This window comes from Lentzea sp. CA-135723 (assembly GCF_050936595.1).
Lineage (GTDB): Bacteria > Actinomycetota > Actinomycetes > Mycobacteriales > Pseudonocardiaceae > Lentzea.
Genome location: NZ_JBNJMK010000001.1, coordinates 4,120,758 through 4,142,293, shown reverse-complemented (window position 1 = coordinate 4,142,293; position 21,536 = coordinate 4,120,758). Strand labels below are relative to the sequence as shown.

Genomic DNA, 21,536 nt, shown 5'->3' with positions numbered 1-21,536 from the left:
GCGCAACACTAGAGGGTCGTAGGCTCCAGGTCGTGCCAATCGAACGCTCCACCCGAACGGGACTGGTGCCCCTCGTCGCCATCGGCTTCGCGGTGGCCGCGCTCGCGGCCGTCGCGCTGAGTTCGTTCGAGAGCAACCCGCCAGTCGGTGTGCAGATCGTGCGAGTGCTGACCGAGACGGGCGCGGTTGTGACCATCGGCTCGTTGTTGTTGGCGGCTTTCCTCGTGCCACCGCAGAAGTCGGGCACTCTCGCAGCGGACGGCTACGCCGCGATGCGCACAGCCGGGTGGTTCGCGCTCGTGTGGCTCGTGGGCGCTCTTCTGTCCGTGCCGTTCACAACAGCGGCCGCGATCGACCGTCCGGTGAGCTCGTTCACGTTCAGCCAGATGGTGGCGACGGCGATGTTGCTGGAGCAGTCGAAGGCGTGGCTGCTGACGGCGATCATCGTGGCGTTGCTCGCACTGGGCTGCCGTTTGGTGCTCACGTGGGGATGGACGACCGTCCTGCTGTTCGGCGCCATCTTCGCGTTGATCCCGGTCGCCGTCACGGGACACTCGTCGTCGGGCGGCTCGCACGACATGGCGACGAACAGCCTGCTGTTCCACCTCGTCGCCGCGGTGCTGTGGGTGGGTGGCCTCATCGCGTTGCTCGCGCACGGCAGGCGCGGCGGCGCGCACCTTCCGCTGGCCGCCACGAGGTTCTCGAAGATCGCGCTGGTCTGCTGGATCGTGATGGCCGTCTCCGGCGTCGTGAACGCGTTGGTGCGCATCACGCCCACCGACCTCGTCACCTCGACCTACGGCTGGCTGACGCTCGGCAAGCTGGCGTGCCTGCTGCTGCTCGGTGTGTTCGGCTACTTCCAGCGCGAACGCGGCGTGAAGGGCGTGGTCGACGGCAGGCCGCACGCGTTGCTCAAGCTGGCCGGCCTCGAAGTGCTGCTGATGATGTTCACCATCGGCCTGGCCGTGGCGCTGGCCCGCACGCCTCCGCCCGGCGGCAGCACGGAACTGCCGAGCCGCACGGAGATCGCGATCGGCTACGACCTCGACGGACCGCCCACGCTCGCGGCGATCCTGTTCGACTGGCGCTTCGACCTGATCTTCGGCACCGCCGCCCTGGCGCTCGCGGTCCTGTACGTGCTGGGCGTGCGCAGGCTCGCGCGGCGCGGCGACAAGTGGCCGGTCGGCCGCACGGTCGCGTGGCTGTGCGGGTGCTTCTCGCTGCTGTTCGCGACGTCGTCGGGCATGGGCCGGTACTCGCCGGCGATGTTCAGCGTCCACATGGAAGCGCACATGGTGCTGTCCATGCTGACGCCGATCCTGTTCGTCCTGGGTGGACCGGTCACGCTGGCGTTGCGCGCGCTGCCGGTCGGCAAGGAGGTGCCGGGCCCGCGCGAGTGGATCCTCGCGTTCGTGCACTCCCCGGTCGCGCGCCTGCTGACGAACCCGTTCGTGGCGCTGGCGTTGTTCGTCGGGTCGTTCTACGCGCTGTACTTCTCGGGACTCTTCGAGGCCGCGCTGCCGTTCCACTGGGCGCACCTCGCGATGAACGCGCACTTCATCCTCGCGGGCTACGTCTTCTACTGGCCGGTGATCGGCGTGGACCCGTCCCCGAACAAGCTGCCGCCGCTCGGCCGGCTGGGGCTGCTGTTCGCGTCGATCCCGTTCCACGCGTTCTTCGGCGTGGTGCTGATGAGCTCGGCGAACGTCATCGGCGAGCAGTTCTACCGCGGCCTGTCGCTGCCGTGGGTGCAGAGCCTGCTGGAGGACCAGCGGCTCGGCGGCGGCATCGCGTGGGCGGCGGGGGAGATCCCGTTGCTGGTGGTGATGGTCGCGCTGCTCACGCAGTGGGCGCGGCAGGACGGCCGGGACGCGAAGCGGCTGGACCGCAAGGCCGACGCCGATGGCGACGCCGACCTCGAGGCCTACAACGCGATGCTCCGCAAGATGGCGGGCAAGGACTAGACGGACAGCGGCCTGCGGAAGCCGCGGACCGCGAAGAACGCGCCTACCGCCGCGATCACGCCGCTCGTGACCAGTGCGCCGGCCACGCCCGTCACCGGGTGGGCGAGCGCCAGGCTGCGGGCGGCGTCGACCGCGTAGGTCAGCGGGTTGACCTTGGCGATCGCCTGCAGCCAGCCCGGCAGGCCGCCCACCGGCACGAACGCGCTGGACGCGAACATCAGCGGGAACATCGCCAGGAAGCCCACGGTCTGCATGAGCTCCGCCTTGCGGACCCATGCGGCGATCGCGATGAACACCCAGCTCAGCGCCCAGCCGACGACCAGGGCGAGGCCCAGTGCCGCGAGGGTGCCGAGCACGCCGCCGTCCGGCCGGAAGCCGAAGACCAGCACGCCGAACGCGATCATCAGCACGAGCTGGAACGCGGTGCGCACGGCGTCGGACAGGTTGCGCGCCAACAGGACCGTGCTCGGGCGGATGGGCAGCGAACGGAACCGTGCGAGCACACCGTTGGACATGTCCTGCACGAGCCCGATGCCGGACGCGAGAGAGGACTGCATCGCGGTGTTCACGAGGATCGCGGGCAGCAGGAAGTCGATGTAGCTCATGCCTGGCGGGAAGTTCGCCGTGGACGTGATGCTGCCGAAGATCTGGCTGAACAGCGTCAGCATGATCAACGGCTGCAGGATGCTGAAGAACACCAGTGCGGGCGTGCGCAGCAGTGCGCGCAGCGAACGGCCCGTCAGCACGAGGACTTGCGTCGGGTAACTGCTGCCGTGCCAGGTCAATGTCGCCATGATTTCCCCCTTAGTTCGCGGCGAGCGTGAGGTAGACGTCGTCCAAAGTGGGCTCTTTGAGGCCGATCTCGTGTGCCTCCAAGCCGTTGTCGTCCAACGCGCGCACGACCGTCGCAAGGTCGCGTGAAGCGCTCACGGGCGTGGTGAGCGTTAGGCCCTCCGCGACCGGGTGCAGCCCAACGGAGTTGATGGCCTTCAGCGCCGTGTCCACTTCGGACGCCGAGTCGAGCGTCACGGTCACCGTGCGCTGGCCGACCTGGGCCTTGAGCTCGGCCGAGGTGCCGGACGCGACGACCTTTCCGTGGGACAGCACGGTGATCGTGTCGGCGAGCCGGTCGGCCTCGTCGAGGTACTGGGTCGTGAGCAGCACGGTCGTGCCGTCCGCGACGAGCTTCTCGACGATCTCCCACATCGCGAGGCGGCTGGCCGGGTCGAGGCCGGTGGTCGGCTCGTCCAGGAACAGCACCTCGGGGTTGCCGACGAGCGACGCGGCCAGGTCGAGGCGCCGCCGCATGCCGCCGGAGTAGGTCTTGGCGTTGCGCCTGGCGGCGTCGGTGAGGTCGAACTGCTCCAGCAGGTCGTCCGCGCGCGAGTGGGCCTGGTTGCGGCTCGCGCCGAGCAGGCGGGCGATCAGCACGAGGTTGTCGTGGCCGCTCAGCTGTTCGTCGACGGCGGCGAACTGGCCGGTCAGGCCGATGCGGCTGCGGACCTCGTGGCTCTGCTTCACGACGTCGAACCCGGCGACCCTCGCGTCGCCGCCCGACGGCGGGAGCATCGTCGTGAGGACGTTGACCAGCGTGGTCTTGCCTGCGCCGTTGTGGCCGAGCAGGCCGAGGACGGAGCCCTTCTTCGCGGTGACGCTCACCCCGTCCAGCGCGGTGACGTCACCGAACCTCTTGCTCACCTCGTGGGCCTCGATCATGAGCTCACTCATCTGTCTCCCCCTTTGAGCGCTCCGTGCAGGAAAAGCTCGACGATGGCGGCGGGTTCGGCGGCGGTCTGGCCGAAGCCCGAGCCCATACGGTTCGTGAACACGGCGCCGAGCAGCATCCGGGCCGCGAGATGTGCGTCGACGCGCAGGTCCGCGTCGCCGAACAGGTCCGCGACGGCGTCGGACAGCTGCTGCATGCCGATCGGCGGGCCCTTGTGCTTCTGGTGTTCCTCGTCGTGCGGGTGGTAGCCGGACTCGCGCAGCGTGCCGATGAGGCCCCACATGCGGTCGAGATAACCGCTGAACGCCTCGACGCCCGCGGTCAGCCGTTCCTCCAGCGGGACGTCCGAGGGGATCGCCTGGAGGAGCGCGATCTCCTCGTCGGAGTGCAGCGCGCGCTGCACGCACGCGTCGAGCAGTTCCGCCTTGTCCTTGAAGACGCGGAACACGGTGCCTTCCGCGATGCCGGCCGCGGCGGCGATCTGGCTGGTGGTGACGTTCGCGCCGGCCTTCACGACGAGCGGCAGCGTGGCCTGGACGATCGCCTCGCGGCGGTCTTCCGGGCTCATCGCGGGGGCGCGGCGGCGGCGTGGTTCCTCTGACACGTCCGCCACTGTATGAGTGAGCACTCACTCATGTCAATGAGTGGGCGCTCACTCACTCGCCTCGGGGTTCGTCGCCGCACTAGCACAGACCCCCGACGATTCCGGGGTTCGAGGCCGTTCAAGATCTCGACCTGTCCACAGATCGCGAGTTGTCCACAGATCCGCGCCGGCCCCGCCCGGCCCGCCTTCCCCCGGAGCAACCTGGATCCACGACCCCGCGACCTGGAGGCGAACCCGATGTCCTGGAATTCCACGATGATCACCTGCGTTGGCACTGTCGTCAGCGACATCACGTACAAGCACGGCGAGGACGGCAAGTCGAACGCGTACTTCCGCATCAGTTCGGTCGAGCGCCGGTACAACACGGCCATCGGCGACTGGGAGGACGGCGAGGTGCTGTGGCTCGGCGTCTCCTGCTGGCGCAAGCTCGCCGACAGCGTGAAGACCACGTTGTCCAAGGGCGATCCGGTGATCGTCCAGGGCAAGCTGCGGATCCGCGTCTACGAGAAGGACGACGCGAAGCGGCAGGCGCTGAACCTCGACGCCATGCACATCGGGTTGGACTTGAGCCGCGTGCAGTCACTGGGCGCCGCCCCGCTCGTTGAGCCTCGGGCCGCCGAAGATCTTGCCGAGGAACCCGTTCCGTTCTGAGCCGTTCGGGGCAACCGTGTTCCGGACTTCGGGAAGCCACCCGATCGGGTAGCCCGCGCCGGACAAGATGTACGTACCGAGATCCACGAAGAAGGAGGGAAGCTCGTAGATCGGGGCCGCCGAGGACCGATCGCCGACATTCGTTCACGTTCGAACGGAACAAGCAGGTCACCGACTCGCGTGACGCTGGTTCCGGGGGTGGACGGCTGCTTGTCGGCGACCGAGGTCAGGAGCCTCTGGGCACCGCTCTACGATCGCCGCCATGGCCGAGTTCATCTACACCATGAAAAAGGTGCGCAAGGCGCACGGTGACAAGGTCATCCTCGATGACGTCACGATCATGTTCTACCCCGGCGCGAAGATCGGTGTGGTCGGTCCCAACGGCGCCGGCAAGTCGAGCGTGCTCAAGATCATGGCGGGGTTGGACACGCCGAACAACGGCGAGGCGTACCTGTCGCCCGGCTACACCGTGGGCATCCTGCAGCAGGAACCGCCGCTCAACGAGGAGAAGACCGTCCTCGGCAACGTCCAGGAGGGCCTGGGCGAGATCAAGGTGAAGCTGGACCGCTTCAACGAGATCGCCGAGCTGATGGCGACCGACTACTCCGACGAGCTGATGGAGGAGATGGGCAAGCTCCAGGAGGAGCTCGACCACGCCGACGCGTGGGACCTCGACTCCCAGCTGGAGCAGGCGATGGACGCCCTGCGCTGCCCGCCGCCGGACGCCGACGTCACCAAGCTCTCCGGTGGTGAGCGCCGCCGTGTCGCGCTGTGCAAGCTGCTGCTGAGCAAGCCCGACCTGCTGCTGCTCGACGAGCCCACCAACCACCTGGACGCGGAGAGCGTCCTGTGGCTGGAGCAGCACCTCGCGCAGTACACCGGCGCCGTGCTCGCCGTGACCCACGACCGGTACTTCCTGGACAACCTGGCCGAGTGGATCCTCGAGATCGACCGCGGCCGGACCCACCCGTACGAGGGCAACTACTCCACCTACCTGGAGAAGAAGGCCGAGCGTCTCGCGGTCCAGGGCAAGAAGGACCAGAAGCTGCAGAAGCGCCTCAAGGACGAGCTGGAGTGGGTGCGCTCCGGCGCCAAGGCCCGCCAGGCCAAGTCCAAGGCGCGACTCGACCGCTACGAGGAGATGGCGGCCGAGGCGGAGAAGACCCGCAAGCTCGACTTCGAGGAGATCCAGATCCCGCCGGGCCCGCGTCTGGGCAGCGTCGTGGTCGAGGCCGACAAGCTGAAGAAGGGCTTCGGCGACCGGGTCCTGATCGACGGCCTGTCGTTCACGTTGCCGCGCAACGGCATCGTCGGCGTCATCGGCCCGAACGGCGTCGGCAAGACGACGCTGTTCAAGACCATCGTCGGTCTCGAGCAGCCCGACGCCGGCAACGTCAAGGTCGGCGAGACGGTCCTGCTGTCCTACGTCGACCAGAACCGCGGCGGCATCGACCCGAAGAAGAACGTGTGGGAGGTCGTGTCCGGAGGGCTCGACTACATCCACGTCGGCAACGTCGAGATGCCGTCGCGCGCGTACGTCAGCGCGTTCGGCTTCAAGGGCCCGGACCAGCAGAAGCCCGCGGGCGTGCTGTCCGGTGGTGAGCGCAACCGCCTGAACCTCGCGCTCACGCTCAAGCTCGGCGGCAACCTGATCCTGCTGGACGAGCCGACGAACGACCTGGACGTCGAGACCCTCGGCTCGCTGGAGAACGCTCTCGAGCAGTTCCCCGGCTGCGCCGTGGTCATCTCCCACGACCGGTGGTTCCTCGACCGCGTCGCCACGCACATCCTCGCGTGGGAGGGCACCGACGAGGACCCGTCGAAGTGGTACTGGTTCGAGGGCAACTTCGAGGGCTACGAGAAGAACAAGCTCGAGCGCCTGGGTGCCGACGCCGCGAGGCCGCACCGCGTCACTTACCGCAAGTTGACACGGGACTGAGAGGGCAACGGCGACGTCGTGGCGGCGAGGGGCGAGACGCAGGCGAACGTCGAGGTGAGCACGCTGGTCGTGCCCGCCTGGATGCTGCGTTGGCGCGCACCGGAGCTCGCTCTGGTGCTGGGCGAGCGGGCGGTCGCGCTCGCCTCGACCCGCCGCGACGAGGCCGACCGCCTGCGGGCGGAGTCGCTGGTGGTCTTCGCGGGCAACCGCGTCGGCCGCGGCGTCCGCGTCGCCGACCGGGCGATCGACGCCCTGAAGGCGGCCGAGAAGGCCGGTGAGCACGAGACCGGGTGGCTGCTGCGGGTCGAGCTCGCGGAGTGCGCCCGGTCCGTGGGAGCCCCGCTGACGGGGTTCGCCGCGGTCGCGCCGGTGCTGGAAGCGCCGGACGTGCCCGCGGAACTGCGGGCGTCGGCGCTGGTGCAGGCCAGCGAGTGCCTGGTGACGGTCGGCCGCGGCGACGAGGCCGCGCTGGCCCTCGCCGAGGCGGACCAGCTCTACGTCGCCGACACGACACTCGACGAGGACGCGCGGCTGCTGCTGCGCGGCCTGATCCGCGCGGTGCAGGCGGCGCAGCACCGCAGGTGGGGCGACCTCGCCGCCGCGATCGGCGCCGCGCGAGAAGGCCTCGACCTGCTGAGCAGGTTCTCCGATCTGGCCGCGGACAGCGGTCAGGGCGTCGCCCGGCTCACGCTGGAGCTGGCGCTCTCGCTGATGGACGCGAACCGCCTGCTCGACGCGGCCGACGTCGGTGGCCCGGTGCTGGACCGTCCGGTGCGCGCGCCGTCGGCGTCCGACACGGGCTGGCTGCGCCTCGCGCTCGCCACCCGCGTGCACCTGCCGGCGGGCCGGGTCGCACTGGCCCGCGAAATGCTGCGGGAGGCCGCGGCGAGCGCCGAACGCCACCAGCTCGACACCCTGCTCGCGGAGAGCCTGCTCGCGCTGGCCCACGTGCACGAGGTGTCCGGTGAACTGGCCGACGCGCTCACGAACCTGCGTTCCGCCCACGCCGCCGAACGCCGCCGCGCCCGCGCCGTCTACGCGGTGCGCGCCCGCCTCGCCGCGGAGTTCTCCGGCGTCCACCGCCAGCCGGCGGATCTGCACCAGCAGCTGGCGAGCCTGCTCCGCCCGGTCGAGGGCATGCAGGTGGTCACCGACGGCGTGCTGTCCGCCGCACTGAAGCAACAACTCCGGCAGTGGCGCCCGGTCCAGGTCCGCAAGGGCGATGGGCTGAAGGTTCAGCGCGTCCGGCGCGCTGCCGAAGACATGACCGTGGAAGGTTTGTCCGCGGCCCGCCAGCACGCCGCCGACCGGTGGCGCATGGTCCAGCCGTTCGGCGACCCCGATGACAAGATGCCGGAATCAGTGGAACAGCCACCCGCCCCCCTGCCGTCTACTCCTTCCCCGACTCCCTCCGACCGCACCGTCCCTGCCTCGGGCCTGATCGCTTCGGCAGGCGCCATGGTGAGCGGCCGCCGCCGGGCCGCCCGAGTGGCGGCGGGCGAGATCGATGACCGCCCGACCACCATCGCCGAGATCCCGGCGGTGCCGGCCGATCCCGAGCAGCCCGCCCCGGAGCAGCCCCAGCCTCAGCTGACCGTGGAGCAGGAGCGCAAGCGCAAGGTCGAGCAGCAGCTGATGGAGCTGCAACGCGAGGCCCGCCGCCAGATCGAGGAAGAGCGCCAGGCCCGCGCCGAACAGCGCGCCCAGGCGGAACGCGAAGCCCAGGCCGCCGAGGAAGCCGCCCGGCAGGAGGCCGCCCTGCAGGAAGCGGTCCGCGCGGAGGAAGCCCGTCGGCAGGCTGCCCGCGAGGAAGCCGCCCGCCAGGAGGCCGCCAGGCAGGAGGCCGCCCGCGAGGAAGCGGCCAGGCAGGAAGCCGCCCGCGAAGAGGCGGCCCGTCAGGAAGCGGCGCGACAGGAAGCCGCGCGCAAGGAGGCGGCCCGTCAGGAGGCCGCGCGGCAGGAAGCCGCCCGCGAGGACGCGTTGCGGCAGGAACTGGCGCGGCAGGAAGCGATCCGCCAGGAGAACACCCGCCAGGAGGAGTCCCGCCGCGAGGCCGCGCGCCAGGAGGCGGTCCGGCGCGACGTGGCCCGCCAGGAGGCGGCACACCAGGAGGTGGCCCGCCTGGCCGGCGAACGCGAGGCGGCCAAGGATTCCGCGGCCCGCGAGGACGCCGCGGGACAGCAGCAGGAAAGCGTCCTGGACATGCTCAAGGCCCAGGGCCTGCGCGCGGGCGGCCGCCGGCGCCGGGCGCAGGAGGCCGACCAGCGGTCAGAGACCCCGTCGTGGCGGGTGGAACCCCCGTCGGGCGCCGGCCAGGACGAGCCGAAGGACTACTTCGCCGACGCGGGCGCCCCGCCTCGCCCGAGCTTCTTCACCGACCACAACACGGCGGACACCTCGGCCCGCTCGAACCTGTCGGCGGCGTTCGGCCGTCCTCCGGCTGCCCCGGACTTCGGCCCGCACCTCGACGACGACCCGGCCTACCCGCTGCACACGCCGGCAGGGGGCTTCCCCAGCGCCGCCCAGGACCCGGACGAGCGCAAGCTCCCTGACCTGGACTTCAGCAGCCTCGACTTCAGCACCCCCAAGGCCGCGGCCGCCTCGGTGCCCACCCCGCCGGACCCGCCCGCGGAAACCCCGGACCCGGCCGAGAAGCCGCTGCCGCCGCTGCCGGACGAGGTGCCGGCGGTCCCGGCGCCGTCCGAGATCCCGGCGCCGCAGGAACCGGACCTGCTGTCGACGACGTTCCTGAGCTCGGCGGACGTGGAGGACGACGACGTCCCGCAGGCCCCGACCACCCCGGTGGAGATCCAGCAGCCGACCTTCGGCACCCAGACCAGCTTCGGCACGCAGTCGTTCGGCACCCAGTCTGCCTTCGGCACGCAAACGGCCTTCGGCACCCAGCCCGGTTACGCCGAGTCGGTCTTCGGCGGCGGCGAAAGCCGGCCGGGGGACTCGGCCTTCGGCACGGAGCCGGGTCCTGGCGTGAGCCAGGGTGCGGAGTCCGGTTCCGCCACCAGCTACGGCTACGGCGCGGAGGCGGGGTTCGACACCGGCTCCGGCAAGGGCACCGGTTCCGGTGAGAAGTCCGGCTTCGGCGAGGACTTCGGCTACAGCGGCCTGCCCGGGGCCTCCGAGCCGTCGGGGGAGCCTGCCGCCTTCGGTGCCGACGCTCCCACCGAGACCGGCTTCGGGCCTGTCGGCGAGGCCGGCGCGGACCCGTCGTACGACTTCTTCGCCACCAGGGACCCGGCGCCCACCGCGGGCGGCGAGGCGACCGCGTCCGAGACCGAGGACGGGGCGGGGCGGCCCAGCAGCCGGCGCAGGCCCAGCGAGATGAGTCTGGCCGACCTCCTCGCCGAGGCGCTGGTCGCGTACGAGACGGGGCGGCGTTCCGACGAGGAGCAGTTCGACGTCCCTGACCTGGCCTCCCCGGACTGGGCCGGTGTCGACCCCGCGGCGGTCACCGAGCCCGTCGCGGCCGCGGACGTCGCGCCGGGCGGGGCGGAGCCGCTGCCGGACCTGGGCGCGGTGCCCGGTTCGGAGGGGTTGTTCCGGCCGGGGGCGGCGTTCGTGGCGCAGCAGGAGGTTCCTGGCATCGCGATGCCGGCGGCCGCGGTGGTGTCGGAGTCGGAGAAGACGGGGCCGATCGTGCCCGTCGGGGTGCCGGTGGACAGTGAGACGACCGGTCCGATTCGCCGGGTCCGACCGGATGGGCCGCCCGGATGGACGTTGCCCAACGGGTGAGGTGGTCAGCGCCACACCTCAAGCCTTGCCCAACCCGGCCGGTGGCCAGGAGCAGGGGCCTTGCCGGCCAAGAAACGGCGGCCGGGTGGTGGCGGGCAGTGGGCGGGCCGGTGATCGTTGCCGGTTCGGCGGTGGTCACGACGCCGCTGGGCCCATGATCGGATGAATGCTGTGGACGGGCTCGCGCGCGGGCCGGCGGGAGACGCCGGGGCGCGGGTGCGTCCACGAATGCGGAAGGCCTTGTCCCCACTGATGAAGTGACTCGATTCAGCCCACGATTCAGTGGTCCGTCAGTGCCCCTCCCGTTGCCGGTGACGGCCGCCACTCCATCTATGGTGGGGCCGGACCCGGCACACAGAGGTGCCGGATAGCGTGGAGTCGCCTGAAGATGACCTCGACTGGAGCCCCGACCCGAACCGACGACGTCTCCGCGGCCCCCGCCGCGGGTGGTGGAAGTCCAACGGCCAGTCCTGAGCAGGTCCGTGACGAATTGATCGAACGGGCCGCCGCCAATGCCCCCGAACTCGCAGACCTGATCCGCCTGTTCTACCGCCACGTGCCCGCCGAGGAAGTCAACGACGACGACCCGGTGGACCTGGTCGGTGCGGTGCGGTCGAACTACCAGCTCGCCGAGAGCCGCGTTCCCGGACGCGCCGCGGTGCGCATTCTCAACCCGACGCGCGGGACCGACGGCTGGCAGTGCCCTGTCACCGTGGTCCAGGTGGTCACCGACGACATGCCCTACCTCGTCGACTCGGTCGCTTCCGAGCTGACGCGCGGTGGCGTGCAGGTGCAGCGCGTCGTGCACCCGATCGTCGTGGTGCGGCGGGACCCGGTCACCGGCGAGCGCACCGAGGTGCTGCCGACCGCCGACCCGGCCGACCCGCCCGCGGACGCGCTGGCCGAGTCGTGGATGAACATCGAGGTCGACCTCATCACCGACCCCGATCGTGCCCGCGAGCTCGAGACCCGGCTGCTGACGGTGCTGACCGACGTCCGCGAGGTCGTCGAGGACACCGACCGCATGGTCACGACGGCGCTGCAGCTCGCAGAGGAGCTGGGCAAGGACTCGTCCGCGGACACCACGGACGGCTCGAACCTGCTCAAGTGGCTCGCGGACGGGCACTTCACGTTCATGGGCTACCGGCAGTACGAGCTGGTGCAGGAGGACGGCGAACCGGCGCTGCGGGCCGTGCTCGCGAGTGGCCTCGGCGTGCTCCGGCAGGACAGCCTCGCCGCGCGCAGCCTCACCGCGGGGCCGGACAACGGCGCGCAGGCGCTCAGCCCCGACCTGCTGGTGCTCACGCAGGCGAGCGCGCAGAGCAGCGTGCACCGCAGCGTCTACCCCTACTACGTCGGCGTGAAGACGTTCGACGGCGAGGGCAACGTCACCGGCGAGCACCGCTTCCTGGGCATCTTCAGCACCACGGCGCTGCACGAGAACGTCCTCGACATCCCCGTCGTCGAACGCCGCGTGCGCGAGGTCATCCACCGCGCCGGCTTCCCGCTGCAGTCCTACTCGGGCCAGCGGATGCTGGAAGTGATCCAGAACTACCCGCGCACCGAGCTGTTCTCGGTCGACGCGGAGACGCTCTACCAGACGACCACGGGCGTCATCGCGCTCGCGGAACGCCGCCGGCTGCGGCTGTTCCTGCGCCGCGACCCGTTCGGCCGGTTCTTCTCGTGCCTGGTGTACCTGCCGCGCGACCGCTACACGACGACGAGCCGCCTCGCGATGCAGGAGGTGCTGCTCGCCGAGCTCGGCGGTCTCAACCTCGAGTACAGCGCGCGCATCGGCGAGTCCGCGCTGGCCCGCGTGCACTTCATGGTGCACACGGACCCGGCGCGCACGCTGGAGCCGGACGTCGCGGCGATCCAGGCCAAGCTGGCCGAGGCCGTCCGCAGCTGGGACGACCGCATGATCGAGGCCGTCGTCGGCGACGAGGGCGACCTCGGTGCCGAGTCGGCCACCGAGCAGGGCCAGCGGTTCTCCACGGTCTTCCCCGAGGCCTACAAGGAGGACTTCCCGGCCGCCACGGGCCTGGAGGACTACCGCCGCATCGAGGCGCTCGTCGAGGGCGGCCTCGACATGGTCTTCTACGTGCCGGAGGACGCCGAACCGGGCGAGCGGCGCTTCAAGCTCTTCGTGACCGGCGAGGGCATCACGCTGTCCGACGTGCTGCCGATGTTGCAGCGCATGGGCGTCATCGTCGTCGACGAGCGGCCGTACGAGATCGCCCGCGAAGACGGCGTGCAGTGCTGGATCTACGACTTCGGCCTGCGCATCGACAAGGCCGCGCTCGCCCAGCTGTCCGAGGCCGACCTGGAGAACGTCCGGGTGCGCTTCCAGGACGCGTTCGCCGCGGTCTGGCGGGGCGAGGCCGAGGTCGACAGGTTCAACTCGCTGGTGCTGCAGGCCGGGCTGACCTGGCAGCAGGCCGCGATGCTGCGCGCGTACGCGAAGTACCTGCGCCAGGCGGGCACGCCGTACTCGCAGGACTACATCGAGGACGCGGTGCTCGGCCACACGTCCGTGGCCATCGCGCTGGTCGCGTTGTTCGAGGCGCGGTTCAACCCGGCTCTCGACGACACGACGCGTGCGGCGCACACGGAGGTGATGGTCACCGAGATCGGCAAGCTGATCGACGACGTGACGAGCCTCGACGCGGACCGCATCCTGCGCAGCCTGCTCACCCTGATCAACGCGACGCTGCGGACGAACTACTTCTTCCGCGACGCGGACGGCAACGCCCGGCCGTACCTGTCGGTCAAGCTCGACCCGCAGGCCATCCCGGACCTGCCGCAGCCGCGCCCGAAGTTCGAGATCTTCGTGTACTCGCCGCGGGTCGAGGGCGTGCACCTGCGCTTCGGCAGCGTCGCGCGCGGTGGTCTGCGCTGGTCCGACCGCCGCGAGGACTTCCGCACGGAGGTGCTCGGCCTGGTCAAGGCGCAGGCCGTGAAGAACGCCGTGATCGTGCCGGTCGGCGCGAAGGGCGGCTTCGTCGTCAAGCGCCCGATCGCCCCCACCGGCGACCCCGGCATCGACCGCGAGAACTTCATGGGCGAGGGCATCGCCTGCTACAAGATGTTCATCTCCGGCCTGCTCGACCTCACCGACAACCTGATCAACAACGAGGTCGTGCCCGCGTCGCAGGTCGTGCGCTACGACGCCGACGACACGTACCTGGTCGTCGCGGCGGACAAGGGCACCGCGACGTTCTCCGACATCGCGAACGGCGTGAGCCAGAGCTACGGCTTCTGGCTGGGTGACGCGTTCGCGTCCGGTGGCTCGATCGGCTACGACCACAAGGCCATGGGCATCACGGCCAAGGGCGCGTGGGAGAGCGTGAAGCGCTCGTTCCGCGAGCTCGGCGTGGACACGCAGACCGAGGAGTTCACCGTCGTCGGCATCGGCGACATGTCCGGTGACGTGTTCGGCAACGGCATGATGCTGTCCGAGCACATCCGGCTCGTGGCCGCGTTCGACCACCGGCACATCTTCATCGACCCGGACCCGGTCGCGGCGAGCTCCTTCGCCGAGCGCGTGCGCCTGTTCAACGTCCCGCGCTCGTCGTGGGACGACTACGACCGCTCGCTGATCAGCGAGGGCGGCGGCATCTTCCCGCTCACGGCCAAGTCGATCCCGATCTCCGAGCAGGCCCGCGTCGCGCTGGGCCTCGACGAGGGCGTCACGAAGCTGTCCCCGCCGGAGCTCAAGAAGGCGATCCTGCTGTCGCCGGTCGACCTGCTCTGGAACGGCGGCATCGGCACGTACGTCAAGTCGTCGGCCGAGTCGCACGCGGACGTCGGCGACAAGGCGAACGACTCGATCCGCGTCGACGGCAGCGAGCTGCGCGTCAAGGTCATCGGCGAGGGCGGCAACCTGGGTCTCACCCAGCGCGGCCGCATCGAGTTCGCGCGCAAGGGCGGCAAGGTCAACACCGACGCCCTCGACAACTCCGCCGGCGTCGACTGCTCCGACCACGAGGTCAACATCAAGATCCTGCTGGACCACCTGGTCCGGGAGGGCTCGCTGGAGCAGTCGCAGCGCAACGAGGTGCTCGCGGAGATGACCGACGAGGTCAACGACCTCGTGCTGGCGGACAACTACGCGCAGAACAACGTCCTCGGCGTCAGCCGGGCGCACGCGGCGCCGATGCTGTCGGTGCACGCGCGGCTCACGGCCGACCTCGAAGCTCGCGGCGCGCTCAACCGCAAGCTCGAGGCGATGCCGAGCGCGGCGGAGTTCAAGGCTCTGGAGAAGGCGGGCGAGGGCCTCACCTCACCGGAGCTGTGCACGCTGCTCGCGTTCACCAAGCTCACGCTGAAGGAAGAGCTGCTCGCGAGCGACATCCCGACGATCGACACGTTCACCCGCAAGCTCCCGGACTACTTCCCGAGCCTGCTGCGCGAACGCTTCGGCGGCGCGATCCCGAACCACCCGCTGGCGCGCCAGATCATCACCACGGTCGTCGTCAACGAGGTCGTGGACGGCGGCGGCATCTCGTTCGCCTTCCGCCTGGCCGAGGAGATGAGCGCGTCGGCGACGGACGCGGTGCGCGCGTATGCCGTCGTCACCCAGGTCTTCGACCTGCCGCAGATCTGGCGCGAGATCGAGGCGCTGGACACCGCGGTGCCGACGGACGTCCAGGACAGCATGGTCCTGGAGACCCGCCGCCTGCTCGACCGCGCTTCTCGCTGGCTGCTGTCGAACCGGCCGCAGCCGCTCGCCGTGGGCTCGACGATCAACCGCTTCCGCAGCGTGGTCGAGGAGCTCAGCCCCTTCGCCTTCGACCTGTTGAAGGGCAAGGAGCTCGACGTGGTGGCGAACAAGGCCGACCGCTACGTCGAACAGGGCGTCCCGGCCGAGCTCGCCCGCAAGGTCGCGGCGCTGCTCTACATGTACGGCCTGCTGGACGTCACCGAGATCGCCGAGCTCGCCGAACGCGAGATCGGCCCTGCCGGTGGCATGGGCCCTGAGCGGTCGCACCGCGAGTCGGCGGAGCTGTACTTCGCGCTCTCCGACCACCTCGACATCGACCACATGCTGGACTCGGTGACGAGCCTGGAGCGCGGCAACCGCTGGCACGCGCTGGCCCGCCTGGCGCTGCGCGACGACTTCTACTCGTCGCTGCGGGCCATCTCCCTCGACGTCCTGCGCGCGAGCGACGAGGACGACACGGCGACCGAGAAGATCACCAAGTGGGAGCAGGCCAACGCCTCCCGCCTGGCCCGGTCGCGCGGTGCGCTGGAGGAGATCAACCGGGTGCACCAGCTCGACCTGGCGACCCTGTCCGTGGCCGCGCGCCAGGTGCGGAGCATGGTCAGGTAGCGAAGAACGGCAGAACGGAACCGGGGTGTCTTGCGGCACCCCGGTTTTCGTTTCAGACGACCTGTTCCAGTTCGGCGCGCTGGGCGATCGCCTGGCCCAGCCACTTCCGCCCGACCACGACGAGCAGCGCGACCCCGATCGCGGCGACCGTGCCGGCCCCGGATCCCATCCAGAGCCCCAGCACCTCCATGCCGTCGGCGGGAGAGGGGATGTCGGTGAACGTCACGTAGCCGAACAGCCCGGCGAGCACCACGGCGCCCGCGGCGATGGCGCCGATCGCGACGTTGGTCCACGTGAGCGCACCCGACTCGAACACGGTGCCCTGGCCTGCCCGGTGCAGCATCACGCCCAGCGCCACCGCGAGGAGCTGGAGGCACGCCACGAAGATGATCGCCAGCACCACGAGCGGCACTCTCACCGACTCGTACGGCGGGAAGTTCTCGACCTCGTTCGCCGCGGTCGCCGGGATGACCGCGACCTGCGCGAACAGCCCCGCGAGGAATGCGAAGGCGAGCAGGGCCTGCAGGAAGTACACGACTGCGCGAGACATAGATCGAGTATCGAGAGCTGCCTATCGACTTTCAATCGCCTGGTGTGGAGGTCCTGTGAAGGTTCGCGAACGGTAGGGTCCCTGCATGGGTGTCTTCGTCACTGGTGTGCGGCCGCGATGGTCGGACATGGATGCGTTCGGCCACGTCAACCACGCGAACACGGTGACGTTGCTCGAAGAGGCCCGCATCGAGCTGCTGTTCACCGAGGCCGCCCGGCACGGCGTCAAGGAGCTGGCCGAGGGCATGGTCGTGGCGAAGCTCGTGGTCGAGTACCTCGCGCCGATCGTGTTCACCGGCGAGCAGGTGCTGGTCGAGATGTCCGTGCGGGAGCTGAAGGCCGCGTCGCTGACCCTCGACTACGTGGTGCGCACCGGCCGGGACGCGACCAGTCCGGTGGCGGTCAAGGCGGAGACGCTCCTGGCGCCCTACAACGTGACGACAGCACGACCGCGCCGGCTGACCGAGGCCGAGCGCGACTTTCTCGCCGGGTGGCGGGCAGGGGGAAATGGTGCCTGAGCTGGTGTTGGCCGACGCGGCCGAGAGAGACGACCTCGGCGCGTTCGCCGCGCGGGCGGTGCGGCTCGACGGTCAGTCCGTCGTCCGGCTGCGCAACCGCAACGAGGAGCAGGTCGACGCGTGGGTCGCCACGCCGTTCGACGCCCTCGCGACGCGAACCGTTGCGGGACAGGCGAATCCGGCGGACGTCACGGTGTCCGGCTCGGAGCTGCTGACCGGCCTCGCGGTCATGCGCGACGAACGCATCGACCCCGGCCCCGCCAAGGACCTGATGTGGCGCTCGGCCCTGCCGCCCGTCGAGGGCTGGCTCGTGGTCGACCGGCTGCCCGTCGAGGTCGTCGCGAAGATCGCCGACGACGGCGTCGAGGTGGCGCGGGAGAACACCGGGCCGCAGGGCACGCCGCCCGCGTCGTTGCTGGACCAGACGGTGCTGACCGTCAGCGGCTCCGGCCTCGACGTGAAGATCCCGCTGCGGGTGCTGTTCGCGTTGTCCGGCATGGGTTTCCTCGGCGAGGAGGGCGAGGTCCGGGTGACCGCGACCGACTCGTGGGTGCGCATCGACGCCCGTTACGGCGCGGTCGTGCGCCGCCGCCACTCCATGCTGCCGCTGCTCGTCTGAAGGTCGGCGTAGGCGGCGCTCACCCTGGCGAGCCAGTCCGCCTCGTCCTCGGGAGACGGTGCGAAGAACGAGGGCGGTTCGCCTCCGCGACCACCGCGCAGGGCCGCGTCGACGGACGCGGCCTCGGCGTACGCGCGGGCGTCGGGTTCCGCCAGCCCCACGCCGAGGAAGTGCGCCAGCGCCGCGTCGTGCACGGCGGCGTCGAGCCTGGGGCGCACCGGGCCGAGCATCGCGTCGCGAATGCCGATCACCCGGTTCAGCAACCGGGTGCGGGAGCCGAAGCCGCCCCGGTCCGGCACGTCGAGCGCGGTGGCGAGAGGCGCCAGCTGCCGGTGCAGCCGGCGCCTGCGTGCTCCCGCGGCCGCCGAGGGCAGCAGCAGCCCGGCGAGCGTGCACACCCCTGCCGGGACGACCAGGAAGATCTGGATGCCGGCGAGCCCGTGCTCCGGCCACGGGGGAGGCGTGCCGAGCCAGACGGCGGCCGCGTACCCGATCTTGTGCACCGAGTGCGCGAGCGTCAGCGCGGATCCGATGCCCAGCAACGTCAGGCTCGCCCGCATGACGCCGCGCTCGCGGGACTTGTGCGTCCAGACGTGCCGCACCGTGTCCACGGTCGCGACCACGCAGTACAGCTGCCACGCCAGCACGTAGGCGAAGACGCCGGAGTCCGGGCTGCCGCGTTCGGGCAATGACACCAGTCCCAGCCGGAACGGTCCCAGCAGGTAGCAGACGAGCGTCAGCACCACGGCGCCGCCGAGCAACCGGATGCGGGACGTCAGCGCCACCTCGGGGCTGACGACGGCGAGCACGAACGCCAGCGAGAAGTACGCCGCGCCCATGCCGGTCAGGTGCTGGATCACCTGGGGGAAGCCGGGAACCTCCCCGAACGCGCGGTAGATCGGCCAGTAGACCGCGGCGAGCCCGAGCAACGTCGAGACCTCGAAGCACGCCAACGCGAAGAACACCGCGCGGGCCGCCCGGTCGGACGGGTTGCGCCGCCACGCGAACAGGCGGTTGACCGCACCGACGGCGATCACCGCGCACAGCACGAGATGGGCCACGACGGCGGGTGCCACGGTCAGCCCTCCAGGCTTCCGCGCAGTCCCTGCGCCCTGCTGGCCCGCGCGAGCACCGCGAACGCGAAGTCCTCGGCCTCCCGCTCCGCGCGCTCGCCGAACGTCTCGTGCTGGCGCGCCAACATGGTCCGCACGGTCTCCCCGCTCAGGTCGGGGAACAGCGCGGACATCGTCTCGGAGCCCTCGTGGCCGTGCAGGATGTGGCCGAGTTCGTGCAGGATGATGTGCTCCTGGTGCAGCGCGGACGTGTGCTGCTCGTAGCAGACGACGTCTTCGCGGTCGCCGGCGAGCCACAGCCCGCACGGCCCGAGCGACGCCATCGGCAACGGGATCAGCGTGATCGGCCTGCCGCGATCGGCGGCGACCCGTGCGCACAGGGCGTGCACGTCGAACGGCTGGGGCAGGCGCAGCTTCCTGGCGAGCCTCACCTCAGACCTACCAGCACACACCCCATGGGCGAAGCCTACCGCCGGCCGTTGGACCACTTCGCTGATCGATGCGCGGGCGCTGTCGGCGTTCGGCTGGCGCACGCGCCGATCTTCCTGGGGTGCTGGCGCTCGCGATCGCCCAGGTGGCCGCGCTCGTGCTGGTGTTCGGCGCGCTGCCGGCCGTGGAGGAGGAGCTGGGGGCGTGAGGGCCCCCAGCGCTCAGCCTCAGACGAGCCAGACGGCCGTGTCGGGCGGCAGCTGGTCGCCGTCCATCGGACCGGACGACAGCAGCACCTGACCGGGCGGCAGCGGCACGGACGCGCCGGACGTGTTCAGCGCGCAGATCAGCCCGCCACCCTTGCGGCGGAACGCGAAGCAGCCCGCGGGGGCGCCGTACCACTCGAGCTCGGTGCCGGCGAACGACGCGTGGGACTTCCGGTGCTCCAGCGCCTCGCGGTACAGCGAGAGCATCGAGCCCGGGTCCTCCAGCTGCGCCTCCGCGGTGAGGTGGTCCCACTCGTTCGGCTGCGGCAGCCAGGTGTTCACGGCCGTCGAGAAGCCGAACGGCGGGCTGGTGCCCTCCCACGGGATCGGCACGCGGCAGCCGTCGCGGCCGCGTTCGGTGTGGCCGGAACGCTCCCAGGTCGGGTCCTGCAACGCCCAGTCGGGCAGCTCCACGTTCGGCAGGCCGAGCTCTTCGCCGTTGTAGAGGTAGATGACGCCCGGCAGTGCCAGCTCGACCAGCGTCATCGCGCGGGCCCGCTGCTCGCCCGCCGTGCCGCCGCCGTAGCGGGTCACGTGCCGCACCACGTCGTGGTTGGAGAGCGTCCACGTCGGGGGCGTGCCGCTGGGGGCGACCGCGGCCAGCGAGTGCTCGATCGCCGTGCGGACCGCGTCGGCGTCGAAGCCGGCCTCGACCAGCCGGAAGTTGAAGCCGAGGTGCAGCTCGTCGGGGCGGACGTAGGCGGCGAACCGCTCGTCGTCCTTCACCCAGATCTCGCCGACGGCCATGGTGCCGGGGTAGCCGTCCATGACCTTGCGGATCATGCGGTGGATCTCGTGCACGCCGTCGTTGTCGAACCGCGGGTCGTGCGCGTCGTCGGACAGCACGCCCGGCGCCTGGGTCTGGATGTGCATGTCCGGCAGGCCCTCCGGCTTGGCCATGCCGTGCGCCACGTCGATGCGGAAGCCGTCGACGCCGCGGTCGAGCCAGAACCGGAGCGTCTGCTCCAGGTCGGCGCGGACCTCGGGGTGCTCCCAGTTGAGGTCGGGCTGCTCCGGCGCGAACAGGTGCAGGTACCACTGGCCGTCCTGGACGCGCGTCCAGGCGGGGCCGCCGAAGACCGACACCCAGTTGTTCGGCGGCTGCGAGCCGTCGAAGCCGCGGCCGTCGCGGAAGATGTAGCGCGCGCGTTCCATGCTTCCCGGGCCCGCGTGCAGGGCCTCCTGGAACCACTCGTGCAGGTCGCTGGTGTGGTTCGGGACCAGGTCGACCGTCACGCGGATGTTGTGCTCGTGCGCGTCCGCCACCAGCCGGTCGAACGCCGCCAGGTCGCCGAACATCGGGTCGACGTCGCGCGGGTCGGCGACGTCGTAGCCGTGGTCGGCCATCGGTGAGCGGTAGAACGGGGTGAGCCAGAGGGCGTCGACCCCGAGCAGCTCCAGGTAGCCCAGGCGGGACCGGATGCCGTCGAGGTCGCCGACACCGTCGCCGTTGGAGTCGGCGAAGGAACGCACGTAGACCTGGTAGAAGACGGCGTCACGCCACCAGGCGGCCTCTTCGGCGATCTCAGGGCTGAGGTCGGAGGATCGTCGCACGGGGGGTCATCCTGCCATTCGTCTCGCTGCTAAAGGACCCGATCGGGTGATGGGGAGTCACGAAAAGCTGTTCATCAAGCTGTTCGCGGCCATCTCCATGTAGTCCCAGAGCTGCTTGCGGTGAGCCTCGTCCAGTCCGGCCTCGTCGACGGCGATCCTCATGCAGCGCAGCCAGGCGTCCCGTTCGATCGGGCCGATCTTGAACGGCACGTGGCGCATCCGCAGCCTCGGGTGGCCCCGGTTGTCCGAGTAGGTGTGGGGGCCGCCCCAGTACTGCATGAGGAACAGCCGCAGCCGCTCCTCCGCAGGTCCGAGGTCCTCTTCGGGGTACAGGGGGAGGAGGATCTCGTCGGACTTCACCTCTTTGTAGAAGCGCGCGACGATGCGGTGGAACGTCTCCTCGCCACCGACCTGTTCGAAGAAGCTCACGGGGTTTCCCACCCGTCCATCCTGACTCACCGGGGCCGCCGCGCGCAGGCCGCCCCGGGTGTTGGCTCTGCCATAGGCGTGTGAACTGGCAGTACGCCGGATGATCACCGTCTCGAATGGGTGTTCTAACTCACTC

The 21,536-nt window shown here is 70.5% G+C and carries 16 protein-coding genes; 8 read left to right on the top strand and 8 right to left on the bottom strand.

What is annotated here, in order from left to right; all coding sequences use genetic code 11:
- Positions 1 to 32 precede the first annotated feature (32 nt).
- The gene (locus ACQEU1_RS18380; RefSeq protein ID WP_433202797.1) at positions 33 to 1,964 is read left to right on the top strand and encodes a cytochrome c oxidase assembly protein; all 1,932 of its coding nucleotides are present in this window, start codon (positions 33 to 35) and stop codon (positions 1,962 to 1,964) included.
- Here ACQEU1_RS18380 and ACQEU1_RS18375 read toward each other — a convergent pair.
- From ACQEU1_RS18375 to ACQEU1_RS18365, 3 genes are read right to left on the bottom strand one after another with little or no spacing between them, the layout of a single operon-like run.
- Complete coding sequence (locus ACQEU1_RS18375) at positions 1,961 to 2,758, bottom strand: ABC transporter permease (protein WP_433202794.1); 798 nt, start codon at positions 2,756 to 2,758, stop codon at positions 1,961 to 1,963. The two genes, ACQEU1_RS18380 and ACQEU1_RS18375, sit on opposite strands and share 4 nt — an antisense overlap.
- Positions 2,759 to 2,768: 10 nt before the next feature.
- Positions 2,769 to 3,692: an ATP-binding cassette domain-containing protein gene (locus ACQEU1_RS18370; protein ID WP_433202791.1), complete on the bottom strand. Its 924-nt coding sequence runs from the start codon at positions 3,690 to 3,692 to the stop codon at positions 2,769 to 2,771.
- Positions 3,689 to 4,294, bottom strand: coding sequence for a TetR/AcrR family transcriptional regulator (locus tag ACQEU1_RS18365; RefSeq protein ID WP_433202788.1), 606 nt, complete (start codon positions 4,292 to 4,294; stop codon positions 3,689 to 3,691). The genes ACQEU1_RS18370 and ACQEU1_RS18365 overlap by 4 nt, the downstream gene beginning before the upstream one ends.
- 255 nt (positions 4,295 to 4,549) lie before the next feature.
- On the opposite strand from ACQEU1_RS18365, the gene ACQEU1_RS18360 reads away from it, so the two are divergent.
- The 4 genes from ACQEU1_RS18360 to ACQEU1_RS18345 all read left to right on the top strand — a co-directional run bounded on the left by ACQEU1_RS18360 (position 4,550) and on the right by ACQEU1_RS18345 (position 15,963).
- Complete coding sequence (locus tag ACQEU1_RS18360; RefSeq protein WP_433202785.1) at positions 4,550 to 4,945, top strand: single-stranded DNA-binding protein; 396 nt, start codon at positions 4,550 to 4,552, stop codon at positions 4,943 to 4,945.
- 262 nt (positions 4,946 to 5,207) lie between these two features.
- Positions 5,208 to 6,884 (top strand): energy-dependent translational throttle protein EttA, encoded by a 1,677-nt coding sequence (gene ettA / locus ACQEU1_RS18355; RefSeq protein ID WP_382445412.1) that lies wholly within the window; start codon positions 5,208 to 5,210, stop codon positions 6,882 to 6,884.
- An 18-nt stretch (positions 6,885 to 6,902) separates the two neighbouring features.
- Positions 6,903 to 10,631, top strand: coding sequence for a hypothetical protein (locus tag ACQEU1_RS18350; protein WP_433202782.1), 3,729 nt, complete (start codon positions 6,903 to 6,905; stop codon positions 10,629 to 10,631).
- 388 nt (positions 10,632 to 11,019) lie between these two features.
- A complete protein-coding gene (locus ACQEU1_RS18345; RefSeq protein ID WP_433202779.1) occupies positions 11,020 to 15,963 on the top strand; it encodes an NAD-glutamate dehydrogenase in 4,944 nt (1,647 codons plus the stop codon).
- A gap of 52 nt (positions 15,964 to 16,015) precedes the next feature.
- Here ACQEU1_RS18345 and ACQEU1_RS18340 read toward each other — a convergent pair whose 3' ends face one another.
- Positions 16,016 to 16,513 carry a DUF2975 domain-containing protein gene (locus ACQEU1_RS18340; protein ID WP_433202776.1) on the bottom strand — a complete coding sequence of 166 codons (498 nt, stop codon included), beginning with the start codon at positions 16,511 to 16,513 and terminating at the stop codon, positions 16,016 to 16,018.
- Between the two features lie 85 nt (positions 16,514 to 16,598).
- Between ACQEU1_RS18340 and ACQEU1_RS18335 the strand changes: the two genes are divergently transcribed.
- Together ACQEU1_RS18335 and ACQEU1_RS18330 are read left to right on the top strand one after the other, a co-directional pair.
- Entirely contained in the window at positions 16,599 to 17,030 is a 432-nt protein-coding gene (locus ACQEU1_RS18335) for an acyl-CoA thioesterase (protein ID WP_433202773.1), read from the top strand.
- Positions 17,023 to 17,649, top strand: coding sequence for a hypothetical protein (locus tag ACQEU1_RS18330; protein ID WP_433211567.1), 627 nt, complete (start codon positions 17,023 to 17,025; stop codon positions 17,647 to 17,649). The genes ACQEU1_RS18335 and ACQEU1_RS18330 overlap by 8 nt, the downstream gene beginning before the upstream one ends.
- On the opposite strand, the gene ACQEU1_RS18325 is transcribed toward ACQEU1_RS18330, so the two are convergent.
- Together ACQEU1_RS18325 and ACQEU1_RS18320 are read right to left on the bottom strand one after the other, a co-directional pair.
- Positions 17,598 to 18,725, bottom strand: coding sequence for an MAB_1171c family putative transporter (locus ACQEU1_RS18325; protein WP_433202770.1), 1,128 nt, complete (start codon positions 18,723 to 18,725; stop codon positions 17,598 to 17,600). The genes ACQEU1_RS18330 and ACQEU1_RS18325 overlap by 52 nt on opposite strands.
- Before the next feature lie 2 nt (positions 18,726 to 18,727).
- A complete protein-coding gene (locus ACQEU1_RS18320) occupies positions 18,728 to 19,153 on the bottom strand; it encodes an ImmA/IrrE family metallo-endopeptidase (protein WP_433202767.1) in 426 nt (141 codons plus the stop codon).
- A gap of 68 nt (positions 19,154 to 19,221) precedes the next feature.
- Here ACQEU1_RS18320 and ACQEU1_RS18315 point away from each other — a divergent pair, with 68 nt between their 5' ends.
- Positions 19,222 to 19,359, top strand: coding sequence for a hypothetical protein (locus ACQEU1_RS18315; protein WP_433202764.1), 138 nt, complete (start codon positions 19,222 to 19,224; stop codon positions 19,357 to 19,359).
- Between the two features lie 19 nt (positions 19,360 to 19,378).
- Here ACQEU1_RS18315 and ACQEU1_RS18310 read toward each other — a convergent pair whose 3' ends face one another.
- Both ACQEU1_RS18310 and ACQEU1_RS18305 read right to left on the bottom strand, forming a co-directional pair.
- Positions 19,379 to 20,971 (bottom strand): glycoside hydrolase family 13 protein, encoded by a 1,593-nt coding sequence (locus ACQEU1_RS18310; protein WP_433202761.1) that lies wholly within the window; start codon positions 20,969 to 20,971, stop codon positions 19,379 to 19,381.
- Positions 20,972 to 21,028: 57 nt separating this feature from the next.
- A complete protein-coding gene (locus ACQEU1_RS18305; protein ID WP_382445420.1) occupies positions 21,029 to 21,412 on the bottom strand; it encodes a globin in 384 nt (127 codons plus the stop codon).
- Positions 21,413 to 21,536: the final 124 nt, after the last annotated feature.

What these genes read in the sequence shown, in the direction of transcription:
- ACQEU1_RS18375 (WP_433202794.1), bottom strand. Translation starts at nt 2,758, where the DNA reads ATGGCGACATTGACCTGGCACGGCAGCAGTTACCCGACGCAAGTCCTC.
- ACQEU1_RS18370 (WP_433202791.1), bottom strand. Translation starts at nt 3,692, where the DNA reads ATGAGTGAGCTCATGATCGAGGCCCACGAGGTGAGCAAGAGGTTCGGT.
- ACQEU1_RS18360 (WP_433202785.1), top strand. Translation starts at nt 4,550, where the DNA reads ATGATCACCTGCGTTGGCACTGTCGTCAGCGACATCACGTACAAGCAC.
- ettA (WP_382445412.1), top strand. Translation starts at nt 5,208, where the DNA reads ATGGCCGAGTTCATCTACACCATGAAAAAGGTGCGCAAGGCGCACGGT.
- ACQEU1_RS18345 (WP_433202779.1), top strand. Translation starts at nt 11,020, where the DNA reads ATGACCTCGACTGGAGCCCCGACCCGAACCGACGACGTCTCCGCGGCC.
- ACQEU1_RS18340 (WP_433202776.1), bottom strand. Translation starts at nt 16,513, where the DNA reads ATGTCTCGCGCAGTCGTGTACTTCCTGCAGGCCCTGCTCGCCTTCGCA.
- ACQEU1_RS18335 (WP_433202773.1), top strand. Translation starts at nt 16,599, where the DNA reads ATGGGTGTCTTCGTCACTGGTGTGCGGCCGCGATGGTCGGACATGGAT.
- ACQEU1_RS18315 (WP_433202764.1), top strand. Translation starts at nt 19,222, where the DNA reads ATGCGCGGGCGCTGTCGGCGTTCGGCTGGCGCACGCGCCGATCTTCCT.